Genomic DNA, 23,263 nt, shown 5'->3' with positions numbered 1-23,263 from the left:
ATTCATTCCTCATCTCGAATCTATTTCGTCATCATCGCGAACATTTTGTATGTCCGTAATGCTTTGTTCAACATTGCCATCTAATTTACCAAGAACAAACATTGCATAAGGTACCGCACCATAGCCGGACTGTACCCGTTTAAGCCGATCTTTTATCCATCTCGCAGATATTTGGGTTGTTTCTTTAGCATTAAGTGATTTCAACTGACCGAGGACATCAAAATGTCGTATTCTTGTGATTGGGATTGGAGAGACGAGATATCCATTGAATGTCACATACAGTCTACCACCTTGTTCCTTATATTGCAGAATCAGATCGGTCACATCAAATCTCTTTTTGATTGACCATACGCGTTGTTCTCTACGTCCTCGGCCAAGGTATGGCCTGTTGTTGTTAGGAGCCGGAACGACCCATTTCTCTCCAATATCATTTGAGGATTGAGGGCCTTGCCAAAGAAAACCTTCTTCTTTCCACTCGGGAAACAGTTGAAGACCAGTAAAAATTTCACGATCGTTCCCAAATACCATTCGTCCGAGATAGATATCATTATCATTCAATTTTGTCAAAGTGTCGCCATTTGAGCGAATCCTAATTGTTCCTGTCCTCTTATTTCCAAATTTTTCCATGGCATCGACGAGCCCTTTTGGGATTCTCGATGTTGGCGGCCCGTCTCCATATGATTTAATTTGAAATGTTTTTGCTTTGACTGTGAATCGTGAACCCCTGTAACCACCAGGGTAGTAATCACCTGGCCGAATCTTTTCAACAAGACCCTCAAGAACTGGGAGTTCTGACACAGTTTGTTCTAAGATCCACATTTTATTCACCTGGCGAGTATAGAAGTTCTAAGCCATCTCCGAAGAATGATTCGTCCTCTTCCGCCCATTCCTCTAGTTCTGGAACTTCTTCTGATTTTTCTTCAGAATGGTCTATTTCTTGTTCCTCAATCTTTGAATTTGAAGACTTCTTACCAAGCCCATACTGCGAAAGGAAATCGTCCATTTCAACCATTTCATCATCGCTAATTGGTCTAGAATAGTCCACCGGATCTTCTAATGTAACCTGCCATTCTGGACTGAATTTACCTAAGAATATAGGCAGCATCTGAATTGATTTTTGTTTAATTTGAAGTAAGCGCTTTTCTTCTTCCGCCAATTTAGACCACTGCTCTCTTGCTTCAGGAGGTAGAGGTTTTGGTTGAATCAATGCGGCAATATTCCCCCAGCAAGTAATTACAAAAGAGCCGCCTTCTGATTTAAACCGATTGAGCGCAGATTCAAGTTCTTCCGGAATCTGATCCCAGTGGCATCTTTTTCCATGTATGTTTCTTGTCCAAACCTTTCCATCAAACCAATGATGCATCTCGCCATCTAACGGGCCAGTCATAATCATTCCAGGAGTTAGATTGTCGCCCACTAAATCAAAGGGAGGGATTGAAATTTTTTGGGGCTTAAACTTATTTTTCAACCTTTCAATTCCATCTTTTGTTCTGAAATGTAGACACCCGTCTCGGGTGATTCTAACATTAGCACCTTTGGCATACTTGGAGATGACTGCTTTACCAATGCCGCCGTCATTTTCAAGTGAGAATCGAGCTCCATGATTTCCAGCAAATTTATTTGGTTGCCACGAACAATTCCCTCTATCATCAACTTTGATTTTCATTCCAATGAAACAGTCTTGGCCATAAATCGTCATCATTCAGACGTAAGGCTCACACTACTTAAACTGAAGCGGAAAGTGAACCCTAAATTGAGCATGGGTTTTCTGTATTGGATAGACCTGTGGTGTGTTCTAAGCCAATTTGTATTTTATGTGAGATAGTTCAAAACTATAAATCAGCCGTGTTTGGTTCGTTTTATGCAGAGGCATTTGCCAGGTCAACCTTATTCCATTGAGTTATTTAGAGACATTGCACCTAATTTTTCAAATTCCCTTGACCGCCTCAATCAGCTAGACATTGTGTCACCTGATCCAATTGACTTGCCTGATTGTTTGAATTTACGGACGCCTAATTCTTTTGATGATCAAAAAGAATGGAATGAATATCTCTCATCAATACACGAAAAAGGTATTACTGTACGGGAATTGTATCTTAGAGTACTATTAGTATATGCTGTTTCTGACCAAGGAGCTGACATTCCAGGTGTCAGACTATTCATGAATTATTTCATATCAGAATGTTATTCCAACGACAGATATCTTTTCCACGAGCAGCAAATCATCGGCGATCAGATTATGATAAAAACTGCATTTGATGGAGCAGAGTTAGCATTTCGAGAGAGATCCGATCTCTGGGCTCAAACGGGTAAACGTTCGGCTTCAACATATTCTGTTTTTACAGTTGATAGTGTGAGAGGAAAGCCAAGTGCAAATTGGTATGTGAATAGTAGAATTGCTCCACCATTGTCAATACCATTTCAAATTAAGGGGGGTCTGACCTCATTACTTTTGAATTGTAAAAACCGTGATGAAGTGAAAGAAGTACTGAGGCAGGATACTCTCCATGGTTTATTCTACGCCATAGGCGACAAAGCATTGGACTTGTATGTGAAATGGATATATGGCAGTTTTAGTCTTTTCATCGGCATTGGAGGGATGGCCTCGACTGATGTACCTGTCCCAATGGATCAACGAATCGGAAAAGTGTTAATGAGGATTGGATTCATGGATGAATTGTTTGATTTGGGAACATGTATTTCTGATGGACGTTTTCTATTGAAAGGCCCTGGAAAAGGCAAGGCTGAATTAATTGATGGAAACCCGCCAAAAGAAAGAGTATTTCTTCGTGTTACAGATTTTCGCAGGCATGGACGAATTCGAAATGAAGAACTTGCGCCGGTATTAAATCAATATCGGTCATCTGTATTTCCTGGTAAGATTTTGCCACCACAAGTTGCAATTAACATAATTTTAGAATTGTTTAGGGCAACTTCAGAAATTTCAATCCTTCCCCATAAATTCGATGATTTACTGATGCATGTGGCGGAGTTTTGCCACGACCGAAGCCCGGATTGCACTAATTGCCCATTACAATACCAATGTCAGGCGAATGTCCTGATTGACAAATCCTTTTTGAAAGAATACTACACCTGATTATTTGTAATCCTTGAGTGTTAGTTTTGGAATTATGTGAAAGGGCTTCCAATCAAGGTCTTGCGCCTTCATGAAGGCCTTTGGCTTAGATGACTCTGGAGCGATTATCAAAATACGGTCAGTAGGGGTTGCCTTACCAGATTTGTCGTTGGTCTTCTCCACTCGAATCTTTAGTGTGAGGCCTTCTTTTTCCTCGGCATTTTTCAAGGCTGCCTTTGCTTCCTTTTCTGTTTCCCACTGGCCAACAGATTCTACGACTTCATCAGTTTCATTCACGTAATCTACATGATGAGCGAGCGTCTTCCAAATTTTGGAAACCTTCTGGTTATCAGGGATTTTATCCTCTACGATTGCTATGAGTTTGTACTTGAGCACAGTGCCATCGTCTGCTTTGACTTCGATTTTTGAGCCAGCATGATGCCAAACAGCCCAAGCCAAATTGAGTCCCTTTACATCTCCAATCGCCCAGCAAGAGAGGCCACGCTTTCGATCTAGAAGAGGGAGAGTTGCAGTTAGAGTGTCCTTCATGAATTCGAGATATTCGTTTAATGCGTGAGTATCATCAAGTTTAGCATCGACTTCCTCGTGGCTTCCTGATTCTGTCAAAAACCACAACCGAATCCAGTTGTATAATCCATATTTTATCACCTTGAGGTACGGTGGAGAAGTGAACAACAGTTGCACTGAATCATGCTCTACTTTAGAATCTAAATCACGAACATCACCTTCAATGACTTTTCCTGAACCAGCGAGGTATCCCTTTCTTGAGATAGCGTTTTACTCTCTTTTCCAGAACTTCGAATACATCTCTGTCAGGGCATTCGAGGTTTTTCTCTTTGATGTATTTCTTGACGTAATTCCACCCCATGCTGAATGTGTTTGGCATTGATACGCTCAAGAAACCAGATGATGATCCGTGCATTGCACCCATTAGAACAGACACAAGGAATGCGTCAATACCTTGCTTTGACCAATCCAAACTGCCTTTGAGATAACAGAGTTGAGAGAGTGTGTTAGGATGGTAAATCATTTTTATTTTATCAGGTTCTTTACCGATTTTCCATTTTTTAGCCTCATAACCTGCTTCTAATTCTTTCAAGCGAGCCAATACAGGTTCAAGCCTTGGGTTGGAAATCTTTCCTCTAGAGAGAGCAACAGCGAGAGGGTTCAGATCATTTCCAATACCGATCCTGCCTTGAGCCGAGGCTTCTACAGCGGTCGTGCCTCTGCCTGAAAAAGGATCAAGCACAGTATCTCCTAACTTAGTGAATCTCTTGATGAAATAATGGGGTAACTCGGGAGGAAACATTGCCATGTATGTGCAATTGTAATGCTGAGGAGCAGCCCACTTGCCACCGTGGGATTGCCAATGTTTGGCTAGAATCGCTTTCCAGCGTTTGGGAGCCGTAGATGGCGGAGTTTCCACTTGGACTTTCTTTTTCCTCGCCATTATCATACCTCCGTTGGCGACCCTCTATGAATACTGCGACGCATCATTAATCCTCCACATTTTCTTCGGGGTCAAACCTATCGAGAATCCTTCTCACTTGTTTGTGCCACCACGTTCCACCACGCTTGGTTGGAACACCACAGATGTTCAGTTCTCTTGCAATCTCTGAGACTTTGATGCCGTCTTCATGGTATCTTGCATGGATGTATGAAATCCAATACTGCTCTTCCTCATTCTCAATGAAATTGTTGTCCTTATCCGCATCCCATCCATACTTGTCGTAGGTGAAACGTCTTCCTGTATCCTTGAGATGTTGCAGAGCCATCGTGGTTCGCTCGCTGATGATGTTGCGCTCCATTTCACCGAATCCTGCAAGCATGGTCAGCATCATTTTACCCATTGCCGTTGACAAATCAAGCGGCATTCCGCCTGATTCACAGAGCTGAATTCCCTACGCCTTGTTTCTCTAATTCTTCGACTGTAGCAAGGCAATCGATGGTGTTGCGAAATAATCGGTCCATTCTGTAAGCAATTATCTGCTTGATTTTGTGCTTAGCGATGAACGCCTTCATCTGCTTACCAGCAGGTCTTGACCACAGTGGAGTTTTGGCACTGACTCCACGATCAATGAAAATGTGGGTATTTGGAAGCAGAAAATTCTGATATTGTGCGTGAAGTTTGCCTCTCGCAATCTGCGCTTTGAGGCTTACACCTTGGTTGGCTTGGCGAGTTGTTGAAACTCGAATATAGAGAACGCACGGTTCTGCTTGGGTCTGCTTGCTCATCGCTCCATATGTTACACCTTTGCTATATACGCCCACGCGCTTCTGACTTCTCATTGACAATCGGGCTGTGTGTCCTTGTCATTCTGCTTGTAGAAGCAGAAGTAAAAGTGGATTTTCGGGTTGCTATATGGTCGGCCATACTCGCACGGTGTGTCCACAACCGCGCCAGCTCATTGCGTCCAGCGTTCCCAGGAACCAGAAACACGGTTGCGAATGAACCAATTTCCACTGCCTGAAGGAAGTTCAAGATACTCGTATCCGTCCTCTGAAACATCACCCTTGACATCATCGCTGGGTGCGGTGTCAACTGCCATACCCTCTTCTTCAAAGGGGTCAATTGAGGCTTGGTCCATTGAAATCTTCTCGTTCAACAACGCCATTCGTTCACCGGTATCAAGCGTATCTGACAACCCGAAGTAGACGTCGTTATGAGCGATGTGCTCCAACTCATCGGGATTGGTTTTCATCAATTCGTCAATGATGGTAAACAATTTCTCTCTCGTATCTTTCTTGATTTGGTTGTTCGTGTAACGCGCCGTCAAATCAGCCTTTAGATCCAGAAGTTCCTGATTCAGTTCGTTGGGTTCGCTGAAGTATGCTTGAACAACCGACTGAAGATAGGTGAGTTCATTTTCTTCTTCCTGTGACAACTTTGAATTGCGACGCAGTACCTGCACCCAACGGAAGGTATCTGGAAGCACTGAGGCCACCATATTCGTCTGTAACAGGGAGAAAAGGGCGAGCAAAATAGCACCAATACCAACGGTCTGAGCGAGTTCTCCCGACATGAAGCCCTCACTTTCGGTTTGAACCTGTATTGGTTCGTCCTCGACTGTTTCACAACCGAGAGAATTGACTACAGCCCCTGCAGGAGTTTCAAGACACTGGTCTTCGCTGTCAAGAACACCATCACCGTCGCCGTCAAGTTCCACAACATCGTCCACTTCGAACATGTTAGGAACGCCGTCGCCGTCATCGTCAACGCAGCCAAAAAATCCGGTAGCGCTTGAGTTTCCATTTGCCTCAGGGCAATAATCTGCGAGCACCGCCCCTTGCACGTACGCACCAATACCCATGCTGATTCGAGTTTGGTTCCATGAGCCGTTGCCCCAATTATCACCGTAGCCATCACCGTCGAGGTCAGACCATTGTGAAGGGACATTGACAAAGAGGTCGGGGCTTGCGCCGTCTGGGTTATCACCGTATCCGTCACCATCGGAGTCCCTCCATTGTGTCAGGTCGTTGGGGAAGTCGTCTTGCAGGTCAACGATCGTGTCCCCGTCGGTATCAAGGAAATTGTCCAGCAGTGGGTATTGGTCGGCGTTGTCGCCGATTCCGTCTCCATCGGTGTCCATCGTTTCCGAGGCGTCGTTGGGGAACGCATCAGCGTTATCTCCAACACCGTCGCCATCGGAGTCCATTGTCTCGTTGGGGTCGAAGGGGAACGCGTCACCGTTATCCCCAGCACCGTCACCGTCACTGTCCATGTACTCGAAGTAATTGAGCGGGAAGACGTCTGCATTATCGCCCACGCCATCGCCATCAGAATCCATCGTTTCATTCGCATCAAGCGGGAACGCATCACCGTTATCACCCACGCCATCACCGTCCGAATCCATCGTTTCATTCGCATCGTTCGGGAAGAGATCGGTGTTGTCACCTACGCCGTCCCCATCGCTGTCCATCCATTCAGTAGGGTTGTTCGGGAATGCATCGCCAGCGTTGCTGTAGCCATCAGCGTCGCTGTCGGGGCAGCCGTTGAGGTCAACGGTTGAGGTGCCGGCGTCGTTGGGACAGTCGTCGTTATCGTTGAGCACACCGTCCATGTCGACATCATCAGGGGAAACATACTGGAACGCAAGACCCAAATCAAGCGATGAGCCTTGGTCGCCGAAGAGTTTCAGAGTCAACTTGCTCCGCCACTGAGCCCGCACGCGGCGTTGTGACGCGGATGGTGGTGTCGTTCACGACCGTTCCTGTCACGGAACCATACGTGCCAAATTGGACCGTGATTTCTTGATTAAGGTACATTCCGGTGGACCGGTTGGCGTACTTGAGTTGGTCGTTGGTTTGATCGTAATATGCGATGTGAACCATGTTGTTTTCATCGACGAAAATATCGTTATTCCCCCCGACATTTCCTGCCGTATCAACGGTCATTGATTGGAACGAACCACCAGGGGTCTTCATGGTATATCCAAGGTTTGAGCCACCACTGTATTCAGAGATGTGAATGATGTCAAAAGCATCGATGTCCATACTAAATTCATTTCTTGACGTACCCTGATGTGAAACGGCCCAAGCAGAGCCTGAGTAACCGTCCGCATAGTATACAGAATTCCCAGCAGAATTGCTGGCGTAGATGAGATGAAGTTGGTCGTTTGAATCGACGGCCATAGCGCTGTGATAGCCTACGCCATTGCCGTTATCTACGGTATAGCGCTGCCATGTACCTGTGGTGTTTGAGGCGATTCTCATGTCCATATTCGAGTGGTGCCTGTAAGCCACGTGTACGAAGCCGTTTGAGTCAACAGCGATGGAAGAGTCACAGCCGACGTACGTGCTGGTCGAATCCAATCCAACCGTTTTCCAAATAGCACCATCATGGTAGGCGAGCATAGCTTGATTGCAGAGGTATCCCGACCTTGAGTACGAGATGTGTGGATTGTCTTGCGCATCAAGAGCGATTGATACTTGGTCGTTTTGGACGCTACCTTGGCTCCATTGAGAGGTCCATGATGTTCCATCAAACATTTCGTATTTGAGGTATCCAGTGGTACCCGATTGTTTGAGATAATGAGCGAGATGAATGTTGTCGTTGCCGTCAATAATAATGTCAATGTTTCGACAACCGTAGCAATTTTTAATCATGGAATGAGCCCATGATGCGCCATCAAAAGTACTGTGCCATAGTTGGTCGTCCTGCCAACTCTGACTGACAATATGAACCGTCCCGTTGGAATCAACTCCAATGGACGGGTCCACCCCATTTGCAGTAGCGTAGTTTGCTGTGCTCGTGGTCCACGTGTAAGCCTCACCATCGCTGGTGACGTTCTTGTAGGCCATGTCCAAAAAGCCAGATCCCAGTGATGGTCAATTCCTCACCACCGGTCGTCCAGCCATTCGCCGGACTCATGCTGTAGGTTGTTGAGCGTCCCGCAGCTTCGTGAACGTTCTGAGAGAAATCGGCCGTTGAATCCGTTGGATGTTGATTGCCCATCATTAAGAACGGAGTCAACGCGACTACGAGTAACAGTGCTGTAACCATGTACGGGCCCTGTCGCATGGCTATGCATTGCAGGCCACGATTAAAAGACATAGCGTCGTTCATCACTCAAAACATGAACGATGAGGGCATTGGTGTTGGAATCTCATCGCGCGAACTCCGTCAAACGCACGGTTGAGGTGCGGCCGAGACCCCTTGCGAACACCTAATAGGGTAGTCCCAACGACATAGAAACCATGGAAGCAAACGAATGTTTCATAGCAAGCGTAGGCAAAGATTGGCATAAAATCTCAAATTGCAACGTCCACATGAACGTCAAGCGAAGACTCCAACGAACGGTTATTCGTGGACAAGAGGGTGATGACTTGCTGGATGAGGGTTCAGAATCAGCAGAATACACGATTTCAGGAAACATGTCATTGAACGAATACAAAGAAATCCTCATCATCTTCAGGTCGGGCCAGCCATGGTTCCATGACCCTTTTGAAGAGCGCCAAATGAAGGCACTTTTCCTCAGCATTAGTTACGACAGTGCAACCGGAGCGTTTGAATTCGTTCTTATGGAAGACGCTGAGCAAGATGAAATCATGTCTTGACCGATCGTTCAAAACGTCTCAATACGATGAATGTCCACCATCGCTTCACTTGAGTGAGGGCGAGAATAAAGCTTCAATCAAGGTTGGACCTGCAGTCAAAGGTGAGACAATGGAGATTGCATAAATTCACGAAGCAAAGTGGTTGCGTAACTTCCTGAACTGAGTACAAATCGGAATCGGATGCATGCGCCTTCAGGGTGCCAGCGGTCTCCATCCAGTGGCCCAGCATCCCAACGCTTGCTCAAACTGCTCGCTTCAGCGATGGGGACGGTATCAACGCTAAACTCTTGAAAATGGCTGACCAATGAGCGACGGGTTCCTTTGCTGGAAAGCCGAGGAATCGCGTCAACCGACCATGTAACATTACCAAGCCCTTCCTTCTCCAACGTAGCAAGTTCCAACAAACCGGGTTCTCCCTCGCAGGTTGTGATTTCGCTTCCGGGCAGTGGACCTGTGGTAATCAATCGGCCAAGTTCACAGTTTCGTGAAATGCGGGGTAGGGTTCGGTCTTCCACAACCACACAGGACGGTACATCGAGTTGACCCTTGTCATCCAACCTGCCGACAATATCACCCGATACAGGGCGGGAAAGAGGCAAACCTGCTTCAATGCGTTGGAACAGTGATTTGTTGAAGACGATGGATTGAAGCGCATGAACTGTCATCAATTGCAAGTTACCAGGGAGTTTTCTAAACGCTCCAACATAGTCTTCTGGATGAGCCAATAAATGTTCAATCATCTTGCGCTCAAAGCCCATCCATCGGGGGAGCATTGCGATGACGGATTCGTCAACACCGTTTTCTCGAATGTACAGACGAGCCTTCTGAGCTGCCTCTTCTTCGTTCTTTCCCTCCATCGACAGGTAGGCCATAACCGCTTCTTCCCACTCGTCACGGACAACATGTGAGCCGACAACGGGAGTGACTGGGCGTCCTGAGCCGAAACGCTGCGGTCCAATCCAATTTGGGAACCGGCCGTCTCCAAGCGAATCCATCATATCCGATTGGATGCGTTCAACTTCTTGCATGGCCTCTTCGTTGGAGAGTGGATTCCCGTCTGCGTCACAGCAACCTCTGACGATGATTGTGAACCGGTTACCACGGTGGTTTCCAAACCCTATTTTTTGATGCGAGCGGCCAAGAACCTCAATTTCAACATCAGCGAGTTCAACTGCTGAAACCTTGTTCATGGGTGCGTCAATAACAAAGAGTTGGGATGTAATCGCTCGTTTATCTTTGGTTCCAGCAAAGAAAATTCGGTTTCTTGGAATTTTCAAGGCTGCTGCAAGTTGATTGCAAAAACGATTGGTTTCCCAATTGGTGAGCGTTATTTTGGCTACCGTGAAACGGCCCTTATTGTCAAAATGAATCGGAGTTGCAATTTCTTCAACACGAAAATCCGACACTCGTGCCTTGATCAAGCCGCCTATGCCGTCTGTTTTGGTTGCATAGCCAATCATGCCGATGGCTTGAGCGACCGAGTCCATGACGATGACCTCTTCAGAGGCTGGCGTCAGTAAATTCCTTGGCGACGCCGCTGACGATGTCCTTCAGAACTTTTTCGACACCGGCCTTGGTGGTTGTGCGAATGTAAAATTCAGGATCGTCGAGTTCAGGATGCCCTGGGAAATAGTTGGCGTAATCGACACTTTTGTGTGCGTTGAGGCGTTGACGGAGGACTTGAAGAGCAGTATGGCTCTCACCGATAATTCGGAGTCGCAGTTCATTCTTCTCTTTTTTGAGCACTGTAACAGACATGATGACCGGTCGTTCCACCGGCCAACTCGTTTTGAACCTTCTCATCAAATTCTTCCAAACCCAGCGTGTCGTGACGACTAAAAATCGCTTAAGTTGGCCGTGTTCGTTCCCAAGAGCACCTCTTTGTTTTTGTACCAGCATGAACGGGGAAGTTCATGGATACGGCCCGTCTTGAGGAAAGACTGGCCACGGGCGCTGGCCAATTTAGGCGTGCTGCGCCACTTATTGTCGCATTTTGTGTCGGCCTCACGGCAGTCCTTTTGAGCCAACTTGTTCTTTCACCACCAACCTTCGAGACCGACCTCAACGATTTCGCCCCCGAATCCGAATCAACCGCTACCCACGACGCCATTCACGAGTTTTTCCCCGATGAAACACGACCAATGTTCATTCATGTCACGGTTGATGACGGTTCTAACGTCCTGAGCATGGAGTCATTGCAGGCCATGCAGAGGGATTTGGTCGTCTTTGAAAACGAATCCATAAAACGCCAAAATCTGATTCATGTTTGGACGACTGCTCCCGGAATCCTGCAATTAAGTTTGGACGAAGAAGGCGATGGCGAGCGAATCAGTGAACTGAACGAGTGGACCGAAGTACTCGACATTCTGTTTGACGAAAACGAGACGTGTGGACTCACCGCCGATGACCAACTCCTGTCTGCAGCAACTTACGCATCATCGGCACTTCTGCACAACGACCTGTCCATTGACCCAGCCTGTGAGTACCTTGAAAACGGCGTGGGAGACGGTTCTCCAACGGCCTCATCAACGCTTTGGGTGTTGGAAGTCGACCCTGAAATGGATGAGAAGCAACGCAAGGAACTTCAGGACCAGATGCGGGATGTCTTTTCCAAACAGTCCAAAGATTCGATGATGGATTACAAGGCGATTTCAAATGACCTGTTGGCCCATGATATCGACGAAGGGACCTTTGACAATCTTATTTTCCTTATCGGGTTGGCTTCCATCGTTGTCGTCCTGATGCTCGCCGTAGCCTTCCGGTCTGCTAAGCAAATCATTTTCCCCCTTATTGGACTCTCAAGTGCGTTAATTTGGACCTATGGAATTCTCAACGTTACGGGAACACGTTTCACCGCTCTTGAAGCAACGGTAGCACCTCTCGTTCTCGGATTGGGTATTGATTATGCCATTCACCTTCAACGCTCACAGAGCTCGTTTTCAGATCGATACCAGGATCCTGCCGAATCGTGGTTACGGGCAACAGCCCACCTCTCAATTCCACTGTCGCTTGCGGTGATAACAACCGTTTCAGCGTTCTTGGCGAACATCATCTCTCCGCTCCCACCACTGGCAACACTTGGTTACGCGCTTTCTCTTGGGGTCATCTGTGCGTTCCTTTCATCAACTGTATTTGTAGGCGCATTGCACGTGATGTTCACCAACCCATCTACGGCAAAGACCCATACGCCTCTCCAACTTCCTCGGATTTCAAATGCCATCGTCAAGCTCCAACAAAAGCAGCAATTGGGCGTCATTCTCGTGACCATTCTCATCTCGGGACTGTCCATCTATGGTGCAGCATCACTTGAGACTGATTTTGACTTGGGTGATTTCGTGAACGAGGACCTTGAAATCATGACCGTACGCGACGACCTGGACTCCAGCTACGAGAGCGCTGGCTGGAAGGTCATCTATGTCCTGATGGAACCCGCTGAAGACACGGAAGCAATTCCAGGGGACGACCAACTCCTCACTGAATTGAGAAACCTGCACAGTGATTTGCAATCCAATAACGATGTCGTTGGAACCGATTTCAGAATATCATCCCCCTCATACGACGGACCATATACCATCGTCCGTGATTCGGTCCTCCGCAATGCAACCTTTGGAGAAGAGCACAACATGGAAGTCACCAGAAAGACGGGGGACGTCTACTCAATCGACCGTGAACTGGGCATTGACCTTGGCCTGTTCTTTGCAGCCCTTTCCGACAACACCTCAATCGCCGACCCCCTAACCGGTGAAACATGGAGTGACCGTGTTGCAAACTCAGTCCATCTGGATGGCACCAACATCACGTATCTCCGGCATGAAATTCGTGTAGAAGCATCAACCTCATCACAGTCCAACCGAGTGGTTGAAAACTTCTACAACATCCTCGGCTCAATTGACGAATCAGGGACGCTCAAGTACGAACTCAAAGAACATGCTCAGTTGCATGTAACGGGGGATTTGGTGGTCTTACAAAGTGTACTTGACGGACTTTCACTTTCTCAAATCGAAAGCACTGCAATCTCGCTCGCAGTTTCGTTCTTTGTCCTCTTTGCCCTTACGCGGCGGATTATGCCTGCTGTGGTCGTTCTGTTCCCAGTCGGAGTTGCTTCGCTTTGGGTCGTTGGTTCAATGGCGTTGATCGGCCTCAAGTGGAACGTCTTGACCGTGATGGTTACCGCCCTCACGTTGGGTATTGGTATCGATTACTCCATCCACATGTGGAGGCGCTTTGAGGTTGAAATGGCGAAGCGTGGTGACCATTGGGAAGCCTTACGTGCCGCAATTGATTCAACCGGTGTCGCTCTCATGCTGAGTGCAATTACCACCATGTCAGGATTTGCAGTCTTGCTGTTCTCTCCAATGCCGGTCATCCAAGACTTCGGCCTTATCACCGCCATCACCGTCTTGTTTTCGCTCATTCTCGCACTGATGCTGCTTCCAGTTCTTGTCGAACTGTCTGCACGGGGTCAAGAATCAAACGCTGAGTTGCCCGCTGATTCAGAATAATCAGACGACCGCAAGAGCATCTGCTATGTCGTCCATTCCGAGACCTTGCTCTCGAGCAACCAACGCATAGGCAAGCCATGGAGTGATGTGGTGGAACGCCGTGATTTTCCGCTGAGCCCGTCGCTCAAGTTCGGCGAGTTCAAGCCCGCTGCTGCGTGAAATAAACCGAACAAGACGTTGGGTCAATCGTGCACGTGGGTCAAGGCTGGTTTCATCCATACGGGGCGCCTCAACCGGCACCGGAGCAACGGCTTTGCCCTGAACGGATGGAGGCGACACTGACGGCGCAGCTTCGTGAGCGATTGCATGAGGAGGGGAGAGCAGACGGGACGGGCGTGGAAACCAACCCAATGGAACGTTCACATCGCCAAGTTCAACAGCAAGCCGAACCGTTTGTTGTTCATTGAGAAGCCAACCTTTGGCCGTGAGTTGATCAACGGCTTGTTCGGCTTCATGAGGAGCGACCCATTCCATATCAAACGAGAAGAACCGCTCCAAGTCCAAGAGGTTCAGTTCAGATTGGCCACGAAACGCAATGGTGAGGACACGACGGATGTCAGCATCTGCCTCACTCATGGTAGGGCTCAACGGGTAAGCATTGAAGAATGTAGGCTTCAGATGTCATCGTCAATCTTTGAGAAGGATTTGTCATCATTGAGCAACCAGCGACCGCATTCTTCGCCCACATAATAGGTAGCATCTAAGGTATATTCGTAATCCCCGCCACCGGGAAGTTGGCTGTAGTCCGCAGCGTGGTCAGCAGCGCTTGACGAAGGTTGTTCAGTTGCTTCAACCGTGCCCAAGGCGTCCATGTATTTTGCAGCCATTTCTTGTGGAGTCGGATCGGAAGATTTGGACTTAGGCGGGCCGCGAGGAGGTCCTTTAGAAGGGCGACGGTCTCCCTTTGAGGCGACCTTTGCTCCAGGTGGACCTCGGCGTTTAGGGGGTGCTTGTTCAACCGGATCTGGTGCTGGAAGTTCGGTTGTACTGGGTTGAAGCGCCTCGAGTATTTTTTCTTCCACGATCTCTTCTTTATCGCGGCGAAGGAAGAGAACCGCACCACCAAGAAGCGCTACGAGGGATAAGCCTCCAGTCGCCATAACCAGTCCGCTTAGACCTTGGTTTTCGCTGGTATAGGTTGCATTCCATTGATTGTTGCTCTCGTCCAATTCCCAAATGTTTTCTTCCTGATCGATGGTGATGGCAAGACTCCATGTTCCTGCTGGGGCAATAAAAGAACGCTTGATGGATTTTGCTGAGTTCTCGTCCATTGAGTAAAATATAGAACGGCCCACTAAGGTTCTTTCATCGCCTTGGACGATCTCAATACTGGCGTTGAATGGAATCGGCAGAGATTCACCTGCGTTAACAACGCTAAAGGACAGTCTCACGGTTTCTCCTTCAACGATTTCAGAACTCATCTCAACTGCTTCCAAGGTGAGGTCTGGACCGATGCTGTTGAGGTTCGTGACCAGCCACGGGTCAAGGTCTGAGTTTCCACTGGCCGAAACAAGGTTCCAGCCCGAATCATCTGAGCCGACTGCCCAACAAGCGATCGAGGCTTGAGGTGGCAGAGTCGATGGGTCGCCCAGTTCACTGAAATCAAACTCAAAACTGAACATGGTCTTGCCGTCGAAAACCGTGGTTGAATTGCGACTTAAGGTCACTGCATCCCATGCGACATCCAAGGAGCGCACCTGACAAGTCAAGGACAGGGGAGCGCTCCAACCTTGCCCTTCTCGCACGTTGACACCGATGTCAACGGACTCGAGATGGAATCGTGATACCACAGAAGCCATGTTTGAACTCAGCAGTTCGGGCGCCTCGCCATCGAGCATGAACTCTGGAAGGGAAAACGAAGCGACCTTTTCAAGTTCCAATGGGTCCCAAAGCGAGACCTCCAATTCCTTAACAAGTCCTGTTTTCATTGGTGTTGGAATGGAGTAGGACAGTTGGCCTTGTTCTACCGTAACGGCGGTCCCACCGCGCCACAGTTCTCCGAGTATTTTGCCTCTCCATTGGAGGTTAAGTACGCCGTCGTAAGGGGTTTCGCTCAACAGATGGATGACAGAACCGGTGAGATTGAGTTCATCGCCAGCCATAACCGAACTGCCTGCTTCAATCGGTTGAGTGACCGGCCCAACTTGGTCTTCAACCGATTCTACCTCAAAGGCAAGGGCTCTCTGGAGGCTCCATTGATCGGTCAACAAGGTTTTCATGAGCCCGTCTTCATCGACGACCAACAATTCAACCGCTCCTTGAACGAGTCCTGATGAACCAAAACTCCAATCTGCAGTTGCCCACATTTCCAAATGAAGCCGGTCATCAATGATTTCCGCCAAGCATCGGCTCATATCCACGATCAGTCGTTCATCAAAGGAACTGCAGATTCCGGTTGAAACGCTGTACTTTAGCCCCAACTGACTGTCGTTTCCAAGTTTGATTCTGATTTCTGAAATGTCGTCAATCCCGTTCGGGTCAAAGACGACCAATTTCCATCCAAAATCCCTTGATGGTTCAATGCGTATGATGTCGGCATTCATCATGTTCCCGAGTTGGTTGATTTCTTCAACGGTAGAAGTTTGAGGCGTTCTTGATTCCCATCGTATGTGTCCAACTTCAGCGGTGGACACAGGAAGTGCAAATCCTGCAGCATCCGTACCCTCAAGCAACACTCGCACCCACTGATGGTCATCATTCATGGTATCGTTCACCGAGAGGTTAATCGTCCAAAGGTTGCTGTTTTGGTCGATGTATACGGTGGCTGTTCTGTATTCATCACGCTGGGCCACGCCGTCTGCTGGTGAAGTAGCGTCACCGTCGTCTCGAGCCTCAATCCAAACAAAGGCCTCCAAACTGTCTGATGAAAAGCCTCCGACATCGTGGAACTCAAAAGAGACCGTACGATGATCTTCTTCGTTGATGTACTCGTCAAGAGATGGAGATACGCTAAGAAGGGTTGGACCATCTCCATTGAGAATGAATTCAACCGGTTGTGTATCAACAATCAGATTCCAATCTTCGCTCGTCCTGGCCTCAAGCCAGAAATGAACTTCACCTGAAACCCCTTCTGGAAGGTTGAGCAGTGCATGCTTGATGTCACCCGAAGTCAGATCAAACCACTGTGTGGATGAATTGCTCCAAATGCGTGTATTTTGAGTATCAAGCACATAGGTTTCAACGTCTGTATGGAGGCGTACCTGGATGGCGCCTCCCAAGAGCCTAAGCCCTGAATTGGTGAACGTATGGTCGATGGTTACGTTCAATTGAGTGTTGGCTGGCAGAACTTCGTCAGTGGAAACGGTAGCGTCTCCCGAACTGGAATAATCCGCAACGATGCCGATGACTTCTACGGTGACATCTTTGTCCATAGCGACGGTATCTGGATGGAGATAAGAGACGTTGCGTTCAGCGTGAGTACCGACTTTGAAGCGAAGATAATCGCTTGGCATACTACCGCTCAACGAGATACTCCACGTCATGTTCTGCCCGTTGAGCTGCATCGGTTGTGGATTGGCTGAAATTTCATTGGCGAACAGAAGTCCACTTGGATCGTCAATATGGAGGGTTTTATCCGAGGTATTCCAAGTCAAGGTCGACCAGGTTGATGACGAGTCAAAACTTCCAAACTGGTCCGATGCATGGATAGAAAGTAAATACTCACCTTCACCGGTAGATGCGTGATGATGGGTGATGATATCCACGGCTGAGGAAGTGGGTTGCATGTATTGAGGCAAGGATGAGGTGAAGGCTGCTTCATCGCCTCCAAAGGTGACCTGAACCAGAGTGGGTGTGACCCATTCAAGGACTCTTGAAGTGGAGATCTTCAACCGGTATTGAAGAACGGGGATGTTTTCGGACACATCGCCAAGAGAAGTGTTTCCTTGAGTGACATATGAGTACACAGGAACGGTCGTGGGTTTCCACGGTGCTGACCCGATTGAAGATTCACTGCCTGCTGTACGGTATTGCATCAATGCCGAAGTCCCCGCAGGCTCAATAGCCGAAAATTCCAACCAGATCGGACTTGCCGAACCGTGCTCTGTTGAACTCAGATCATATATTGGAGAGGAAATCCAACCGGTGTGTTGATTTGGATTGAGAAAGAATTCTCCTTCCGTACTGTAGGCAGCTGAGCCCCAACTGCTGAATCGATTTGCACTCAAATCGCCTCCTGCGAAAACGAGGGTATTGTTAGCCTGAGTGATGGTTGAGTCAAAGACACCGTATTGAAGCGTTGAGCGTACCTTCCATTCACCAGTAAACGGGTTGTACCCGTAGACTTTGTCACTTTTAGAAATCTGCCATCCATTTGGCTCGTAACCACCCATAATCACGATTTCATCGTTGAATACATCGGCTGCATAGGCGGCAAGTCTGGTGGTCGTGTTCGGCAATTGAGACCAAGTATTTGTCAACGGGTCGTAGGCTTCGCTTAGGTTTGTATTTCCAACCACCGTTTGGTTGGCGATGGGGTCGAAATAGCGGGCGACTCCTCCATAGGCCACGAGTTTGCCTTGAATTGAGACCAATTCAAACGAATGTCTCGGCAAACTCATGTTGGCTAATTCGGTCCAATTGTTGTTGACTGTGTCGTATCGCATCAAACGGTCGGTGAGGTCGGTTCGGTCAGGCCTCGATGCTCCACCTGCGACGTAGATCATGTTGTTGTGGGATTCCACACCGGCCAAACCCACCTTGGTTCCGGTGGGCATGTTGGTGCCTGATGTCCAATTTCCTGTATTGGGGTCAAACACCTGCATCAAGCCCTCTGAAGTGATGGAGGGATTGGAGTTCGGGTGGAAATCACCTACGGTGTAAATCTTGTTGTTGACCGTTGCACACCCGTGGTATTGTTGAGTTTGAGGGAGCGAAGAAACACTGGGCCACCATGATTGATTCGAATTGTAAAAAACATCAACGTCAGAAGTTGGCGTTTCATCATCGGGCTGGAGTGGGTTAGGATCTTCCCGTCCACCGATGTAAAACACTTGGTCAAGCGATGGCAGGTAAGCAGCACATCCACCGGTTTTTGGTTGGAGGAGGCTTCCGATCCCAGACGGATAGGTCCAGGTGAACGAGGGACGTTCAAGACCTGTGGTCCCGGTTACGGCTGAGGTTGTGATGTTGGTATGAGCGAATCCATCGTTTGTTCCGAAAACGTTGATGCGTTCGTTCGAACGTTCTTTTGTCGACGCCTCTACCAACGTAACAGGGGACTCCTCTGATTCCATTAATGGGAGCCAAGGGCACAATACCATCAGGGAAATTAAGACCAAAGCCATACGAACTTGAGGATTGGTCATGTCGTAGCCACGGCGCCACAGTTTGTATATCCTTCTTGTTAGCGATACTTTTCTTTTTCTAGTGTGAACTTCCCAAGGTTCATGATGGTGGGCACGCTGCGGGGTAAAGGGGAGCACATGGTACGAGATTACATTGCACGCGACCCACGGACGGGAAAACCGATTAATCTCGCCAAAACCAAAGCGGTTGAAGCATCGTTTGAACCCATAGAAGGCCCTTGGTCTGCGTTGATTGCTGGGGATGCGATGTCGCTTGCTGAAGGGTCTCTTGAACAGCAAGAAGTACGATGGTTAGGAGAAACGCACATCATGGTTCGCAGCCATGGTGTTCGTGCGCTGTCTACCGTTCCACAAAGCATGGTTCGTGCAGCACACGGTTTGTTGCTCCTTGCGCTTGAAGACGACAACGACGACGTTCGTATTTCAGCACTTGAGGTACTCCCCGAGTTTGCTGTTCGGCGTGCTGAGGATTTGTTCGACTGGCTCTCTGTTCTCTTGGACGACGATTCCATTGAGGTCAGTAAGGCTGCGAGCGATGCCCTCGCGCGGGCTGCACCAACCTTCCCATCGGGCGTACAATCTTCCCTTGAAAACGAACTTCGCTCACCGATACCGTACCGGCAACAAGCAGCATGGAAGGGACTCAAATCCCTTGCAGACACGTGGCCTGAAGTTGTAGCCGATCACATTGACACGCTACTCCTTGAACAAGATGTGACCCTTCGCAGAAAAGCTGCGGGATTACTCCGCAAGGTGTTGTCACGAAATTCATCGGCCGTTTGGGACCTCATCTCATGGTCGCTCAACGATGACGATTCACAGGTCCGCCGAACTGCTGCAAAAACGCTTCCTGCGCTTGCTCGCCAAGACGTTCGCATGGCGACCATGTTCGCAGAGCGGGCCATCGCTGACCCCGATTCAGAAGTTCGGCTCGCTGCGATCAAGGCGATTCAAAAACTCGACAAAGACCATGGAAGAGCCCGCGACCTCATCGTCAGTGGAGCTCGTTCCAAGGACCTCCGAGTGCGCAAAGCATGCATTGAGTTGCTTCCACGCTTGATGGGTGAAGATGAGTTGCGCATCTTTGCAACAGACCTTCTCAAGACTGAAACCAATGAAGGTCTCGTCAAGACCCTCATTGAGATGCGATTTGATGCTACCCTCGAAGGAACTGAAGCACAGAAGAATGCAGCCCTTGCTCCGGCCATCCCTGTACCGGAAATTGACAAAGAAATCGCCCAGTCACAAGGCAAAGGCATCGGACTTCTTACCGCATCTAAACCAAAAAACCTCATGGAGAAGGCCGAACAACAAGAAGCCGCTCTTTCCTCAGTAGAATCCAAATCACCCAGTGTTGAACGGCGTCCATCACAAGATGAAATCATGGGGTACATGGACGATGAGGAAGATGACTTTGACGATTTTGATTCGGGCCCAGATGAAGAGATGTTTTGACATGATTTTCGTGCAGACAAATACGGCATGGTTAAGAACAGGTGGTCGGTCGCAGAACCGCTTAAGAGGTGGATTGTATGAGTGACGCACCGTTCAACGACAAGGCCGAACAATTTGACCGACTGTGGGACGGACTCACTCCAAAGGGTGTAAACCGGCCACGTGCTCTCAAATTCCGACAGTACATTCTCGAGCATGTCCGACAGACGCGCCGCCCTCTCAACCGAGAGAACGCACGCAAATACTGGATGGGCGAACTTCAGAAGGAAATTGCCGACAAGGACAATTATTGATTGATTTCGTGCAGGTTGCCCTCGTCTCGGCGACCAAATCACCAAACGAGAGACGGAGGGAAAACGAATGTTCACCACCACACGCTTTGATTCATGGGACCTGCCCGAACATCTGTTGAACGGATTGAAGGCCATTGGTTGGGAATTTGCAACTCAAGTCCAGAAAGACACCGTTCCTCTCGCTCGAACCGGACGTGACGTGATTGGCCAAGCCCGAACCGGGTCGGGTAAAACTGCCGCATTTGGCTTGCCTATTCTTGAACGATGTCAGGTCACGGGTTCACTTCAAGCCTTGATCCTCACTCCAACCCGTGAACTTGCTAATCAAGTCGCAGAAGAAATCTCAATGCTTCAAGGCGAAACCGGCCTGACCATCCTTACCGTATACGGAGGAACCGACATTGACAAGCAAGCAAAGACCCTTGCTGAAGGCGTTGACATCATCGTTGGAACACCGGGTCGTGTCATGGACATGACAGAACGAGGCCACATCGATTTGACACTCCCTACATTGCTTTGCTTGGACGAAGCTGACCGAATGTTGGACATGGGGTTCTTCCCTGACATCATGTGGGTCATTGAACGCATGACTCAACGCGAACAAACGCTTCTGTTCTCCGCAACCTTCCCGCAAGAGATTATTGACGCGGCACATGAATTCACCAACGACCCTGAATTCGTATTGACCAACGCTGAAGAATTGGACATTCCTCCAATTGACCTTTATTCCGTTCACATCGGCCGCTCCAACAAATTATGGGTTCTTGGACGCCTTCTCGTTCGCATGAACGACGAAGACCAAACCATCGTCTTTTGCAACACCAAGCGCATGGTTGACCTCGCAGTTGAACGCCTCAGCAAGCATCGGTTTGATGTCGCAGGGCTCCACGGAGATTTGAATCAAAATCAACGTGAGAAAATACTTACTCGCTTCAGAGAGGGAGAAGTCAAAACCATTATCGCTACTGATGTCGCAGCCCGTGGTATTGACGTTGACGCCATTAGTTTGGTTGTGAATTACGACCTCCCCAATGACATGGATTCCTTTGTCCACCGAATCGGACGTACGGGGCGTATTGGACGAAGCGGAGAAGCGTGGAGTCTTGTTTCGAGAGACGATGCACCACAACTTTCCCGAATCATGGCCACTTACGGTCTAGACATCCTTCCGTGCGAAGCACCTGAACTCCCTGAAGGAATTGACCGAGACCCCGTTCGTCGACAAGATGACTTTGGCGAATCCGCTGACGTCTTTGGTTATGTGACCGTAAAACTCGACTTGACTCCTGAAGCTGCTGGTTCGGCTCATCAAGTGTCCACTTGGTTTGTTGAGCAACTCAAGTGCGATGAACTGGCTGTCGGAGAAGTTCGATTTTCCGATGAACATACCTTTGTGAGTTTGCACACCAGCAAGATTGGACTTGCAATGAAAGCCATGCAAAAGCGTCCGTATGGAAGCGACACCCTCGTCGCTTCTATCGTTGAGTGATCACTCTTCTTCTTGCCCACTACGCTTGTTCCAAGAGCCTGACTTCTTCTTGTAGTGACCTTTTTCCTTTGATGGCTCAGCTGCCTTAGCCGATGCTGGTTCCGGCCAATTTCCAAATTCATCCGGTCGCTGAATGACAAGTGCTGTACCTCCAACCATGACCATTGATATGGCTGAAAGGGACCAAGCGTACCCGATGGCGTCATCCCACCTCATTTGTGCATTCCCGCATTCCGCAGAGATGAGGTTTGAAAATTCACAGACGTCCAAGGTCTGCTTTGCTTCAATGGCTTCCTCGTTGGTTGTGATGTTTGAAAGCGCAAGAACCACGAATAAGGCAGCGAAAGCCAGAATGGTCCAATGCTTTGGCCCCCAGTTCGTTCTTCGACTTATACGCCAAGAATCGTTGGAACCTTTCGCTGCTTCAAGCGTCCCTTCCGGCCCACCAAATTTGAAGAACCACACCATCCACATGAGAACCAGGACGATTAAGAATCCCCATTCGTAAACGTATTGATGGAAGGTCCACATGTTGACGAGGCACGCTTGTTGGTCAGGATTCGCAATGCACGCTTCAAGGGCTATTGGGTAAAATGCAACCAGGCGCATAAGATTGATCACATACACAATCGAGCACATCACAACTACTGATTTCAATTTGAATCGTTGTGACATACCGTCGGTCATCATCACCAGTGTGGAGATGAAGATCATTTCATGGACTCCTGCACATTCATCAGAGACGTAGAGTCCAACAGTGTCAAACGGCCCTGGGAAACTGGGATGAACAAAATCAATCCGAGTCAACCAACCGTTATGGTGGCTGATGACCGAGCTGCCCTCCCCGTAAAGGAAGTTCGTGAGTTCATTCCACAACCATGCTTCTGTGACTTGAATGGGTGCGAGTGTGTCAGAGGGTATCGTCAAAAACCAATAGAACATCTTCACAAAGATCAGTGCAAGAGGAATTCTTCCGTATCGAAGTCCAAGTTCCCCCACCTCCTTCCACGACATATCGCCATCAGGACGCGTCGTGTTTTGGGTGGCCATGGGATTACATGAGA

Annotated in this window: 20 protein-coding genes; 6 read left to right on the top strand and 14 right to left on the bottom strand. The window is 48.5% G+C overall.

The genetic code is table 11. The annotated features are described in order from the left end of the window. Positions 1-9: 9 nt before the first annotated feature. Complete coding sequence (locus AAA857_RS08305) at positions 10-819, bottom strand: hypothetical protein (protein WP_338174495.1); 810 nt, start codon at positions 817-819, stop codon at positions 10-12. Position 820: 1 nt separating this feature from the next. Continuing rightward, positions 821-1,699 carry a hypothetical protein gene (locus AAA857_RS08300; RefSeq protein ID WP_338174494.1) on the bottom strand — a complete coding sequence of 293 codons (879 nt, stop codon included), beginning with the start codon at positions 1,697-1,699 and terminating at the stop codon, positions 821-823. Positions 1,700-1,861: 162 nt separating this feature from the next. Between AAA857_RS08300 and AAA857_RS08295 the strand changes: the two genes are divergently transcribed. Next, entirely contained in the window at positions 1,862-3,097 is a 1,236-nt protein-coding gene (locus AAA857_RS08295; protein ID WP_338174493.1) for a hypothetical protein, read from the top strand. Here AAA857_RS08295 and AAA857_RS08290 read toward each other — a convergent pair whose 3' ends face one another. The 7 genes from AAA857_RS08290 to AAA857_RS08260 form a co-directional block, all read right to left on the bottom strand. Beyond that, entirely contained in the window at positions 3,098-3,703 is a 606-nt protein-coding gene (locus AAA857_RS08290) for a hypothetical protein (RefSeq protein WP_338174492.1), read from the bottom strand. A 121-nt stretch (positions 3,704-3,824) separates the two neighbouring features. Next, on the bottom strand, positions 3,825-4,547 hold the full coding sequence (locus AAA857_RS08285) for a DNA methyltransferase (protein ID WP_338174491.1): 723 nt from the start codon (positions 4,545-4,547) through the stop codon (positions 3,825-3,827). Positions 4,548-4,593: 46 nt separating this feature from the next. After that, on the bottom strand, positions 4,594-4,971 hold the full coding sequence (locus tag AAA857_RS08280; RefSeq protein WP_338174490.1) for a recombinase family protein: 378 nt from the start codon (positions 4,969-4,971) through the stop codon (positions 4,594-4,596). Between the two features lie 10 nt (positions 4,972-4,981). Next, positions 4,982-5,332 (bottom strand): recombinase family protein, encoded by a 351-nt coding sequence (locus tag AAA857_RS08275; protein WP_338174489.1) that lies wholly within the window; start codon positions 5,330-5,332, stop codon positions 4,982-4,984. A 170-nt stretch (positions 5,333-5,502) separates the two neighbouring features. Next, entirely contained in the window at positions 5,503-7,242 is a 1,740-nt protein-coding gene (locus AAA857_RS08270) for a hypothetical protein (protein WP_338174488.1), read from the bottom strand. Further along, positions 7,202-8,398, bottom strand: coding sequence for a hypothetical protein (locus AAA857_RS08265; RefSeq protein WP_338174487.1), 1,197 nt, complete (start codon positions 8,396-8,398; stop codon positions 7,202-7,204). The genes AAA857_RS08270 and AAA857_RS08265 overlap by 41 nt, the downstream gene beginning before the upstream one ends. Continuing rightward, a complete protein-coding gene (locus AAA857_RS08260) occupies positions 8,367-8,618 on the bottom strand; it encodes a hypothetical protein (RefSeq protein ID WP_338174486.1) in 252 nt (83 codons plus the stop codon). Before AAA857_RS08260 ends, AAA857_RS08265 begins: the two co-directional genes overlap by 32 nt. Positions 8,619-8,794: 176 nt before the next feature. Between AAA857_RS08260 and AAA857_RS08255 the strand changes: the two genes are divergently transcribed. Then, positions 8,795-9,154 carry a hypothetical protein gene (locus AAA857_RS08255; RefSeq protein WP_338174485.1) on the top strand — a complete coding sequence of 120 codons (360 nt, stop codon included), beginning with the start codon at positions 8,795-8,797 and terminating at the stop codon, positions 9,152-9,154. Between the two features lie 95 nt (positions 9,155-9,249). On the opposite strand, the gene truD is transcribed toward AAA857_RS08255, so the two are convergent. Both truD and AAA857_RS08245 read right to left on the bottom strand, forming a co-directional pair. Next, positions 9,250-10,641, bottom strand: coding sequence for a tRNA pseudouridine(13) synthase TruD (gene truD / locus AAA857_RS08250; RefSeq protein ID WP_338174484.1), 1,392 nt, complete (start codon positions 10,639-10,641; stop codon positions 9,250-9,252). 13 nt (positions 10,642-10,654) lie between these two features. After that, a complete protein-coding gene (locus tag AAA857_RS08245; protein ID WP_338174483.1) occupies positions 10,655-11,053 on the bottom strand; it encodes a DNA-directed RNA polymerase subunit L in 399 nt (132 codons plus the stop codon). A 14-nt stretch (positions 11,054-11,067) separates the two neighbouring features. On the opposite strand from AAA857_RS08245, the gene AAA857_RS08240 reads away from it, so the two are divergent. Continuing rightward, complete coding sequence (locus tag AAA857_RS08240) at positions 11,068-13,656, top strand: MMPL family transporter (RefSeq protein ID WP_338174482.1); 2,589 nt, start codon at positions 11,068-11,070, stop codon at positions 13,654-13,656. Here AAA857_RS08240 and AAA857_RS08235 read toward each other — a convergent pair whose 3' ends face one another. Together AAA857_RS08235 and AAA857_RS08230 are read right to left on the bottom strand one after the other, a co-directional pair. Further along, a complete protein-coding gene (locus AAA857_RS08235; RefSeq protein WP_338174481.1) occupies positions 13,657-14,232 on the bottom strand; it encodes a DUF2240 family protein in 576 nt (191 codons plus the stop codon). A 38-nt stretch (positions 14,233-14,270) separates the two neighbouring features. Next, positions 14,271-18,962, bottom strand: a complete 4,692-nt coding sequence (locus AAA857_RS08230) for a kelch repeat-containing protein (protein ID WP_338174480.1) — start codon at positions 18,960-18,962, stop codon at positions 14,271-14,273. Between the two features lie 117 nt (positions 18,963-19,079). On the opposite strand from AAA857_RS08230, the gene AAA857_RS08225 reads away from it, so the two are divergent. The 3 genes from AAA857_RS08225 to AAA857_RS08215 all read left to right on the top strand — a co-directional run bounded on the left by AAA857_RS08225 (position 19,080) and on the right by AAA857_RS08215 (position 22,199). Continuing rightward, on the top strand, positions 19,080-20,417 hold the full coding sequence (locus AAA857_RS08225) for a HEAT repeat domain-containing protein (protein ID WP_338174479.1): 1,338 nt from the start codon (positions 19,080-19,082) through the stop codon (positions 20,415-20,417). 77 nt (positions 20,418-20,494) lie between these two features. Next, the gene (locus AAA857_RS08220; protein ID WP_338174478.1) at positions 20,495-20,710 is read left to right on the top strand and encodes a hypothetical protein; all 216 of its coding nucleotides are present in this window, start codon (positions 20,495-20,497) and stop codon (positions 20,708-20,710) included. Between the two features lie 67 nt (positions 20,711-20,777). Further along, positions 20,778-22,199: a DEAD/DEAH box helicase gene (locus AAA857_RS08215; protein ID WP_338174477.1), complete on the top strand. Its 1,422-nt coding sequence runs from the start codon at positions 20,778-20,780 to the stop codon at positions 22,197-22,199. Here AAA857_RS08215 and AAA857_RS08210 read toward each other — a convergent pair whose 3' ends face one another. After that, entirely contained in the window at positions 22,200-23,249 is a 1,050-nt protein-coding gene (locus tag AAA857_RS08210; protein WP_338174476.1) for an exosortase/archaeosortase family protein, read from the bottom strand. It lies immediately after the preceding gene. Between the last annotated feature and the right edge of the window lie 14 nt (positions 23,250-23,263).

Source organism: Candidatus Poseidonia alphae, from assembly GCF_943787815.1.
GTDB classification, from domain to species: domain Archaea; phylum Thermoplasmatota; class Poseidoniia; order Poseidoniales; family Poseidoniaceae; genus Poseidonia; species Poseidonia alphae.
Note: the sequence above shows the minus strand (reverse complement) of the source record. Positions and strands in the feature narration are given on the sequence as shown.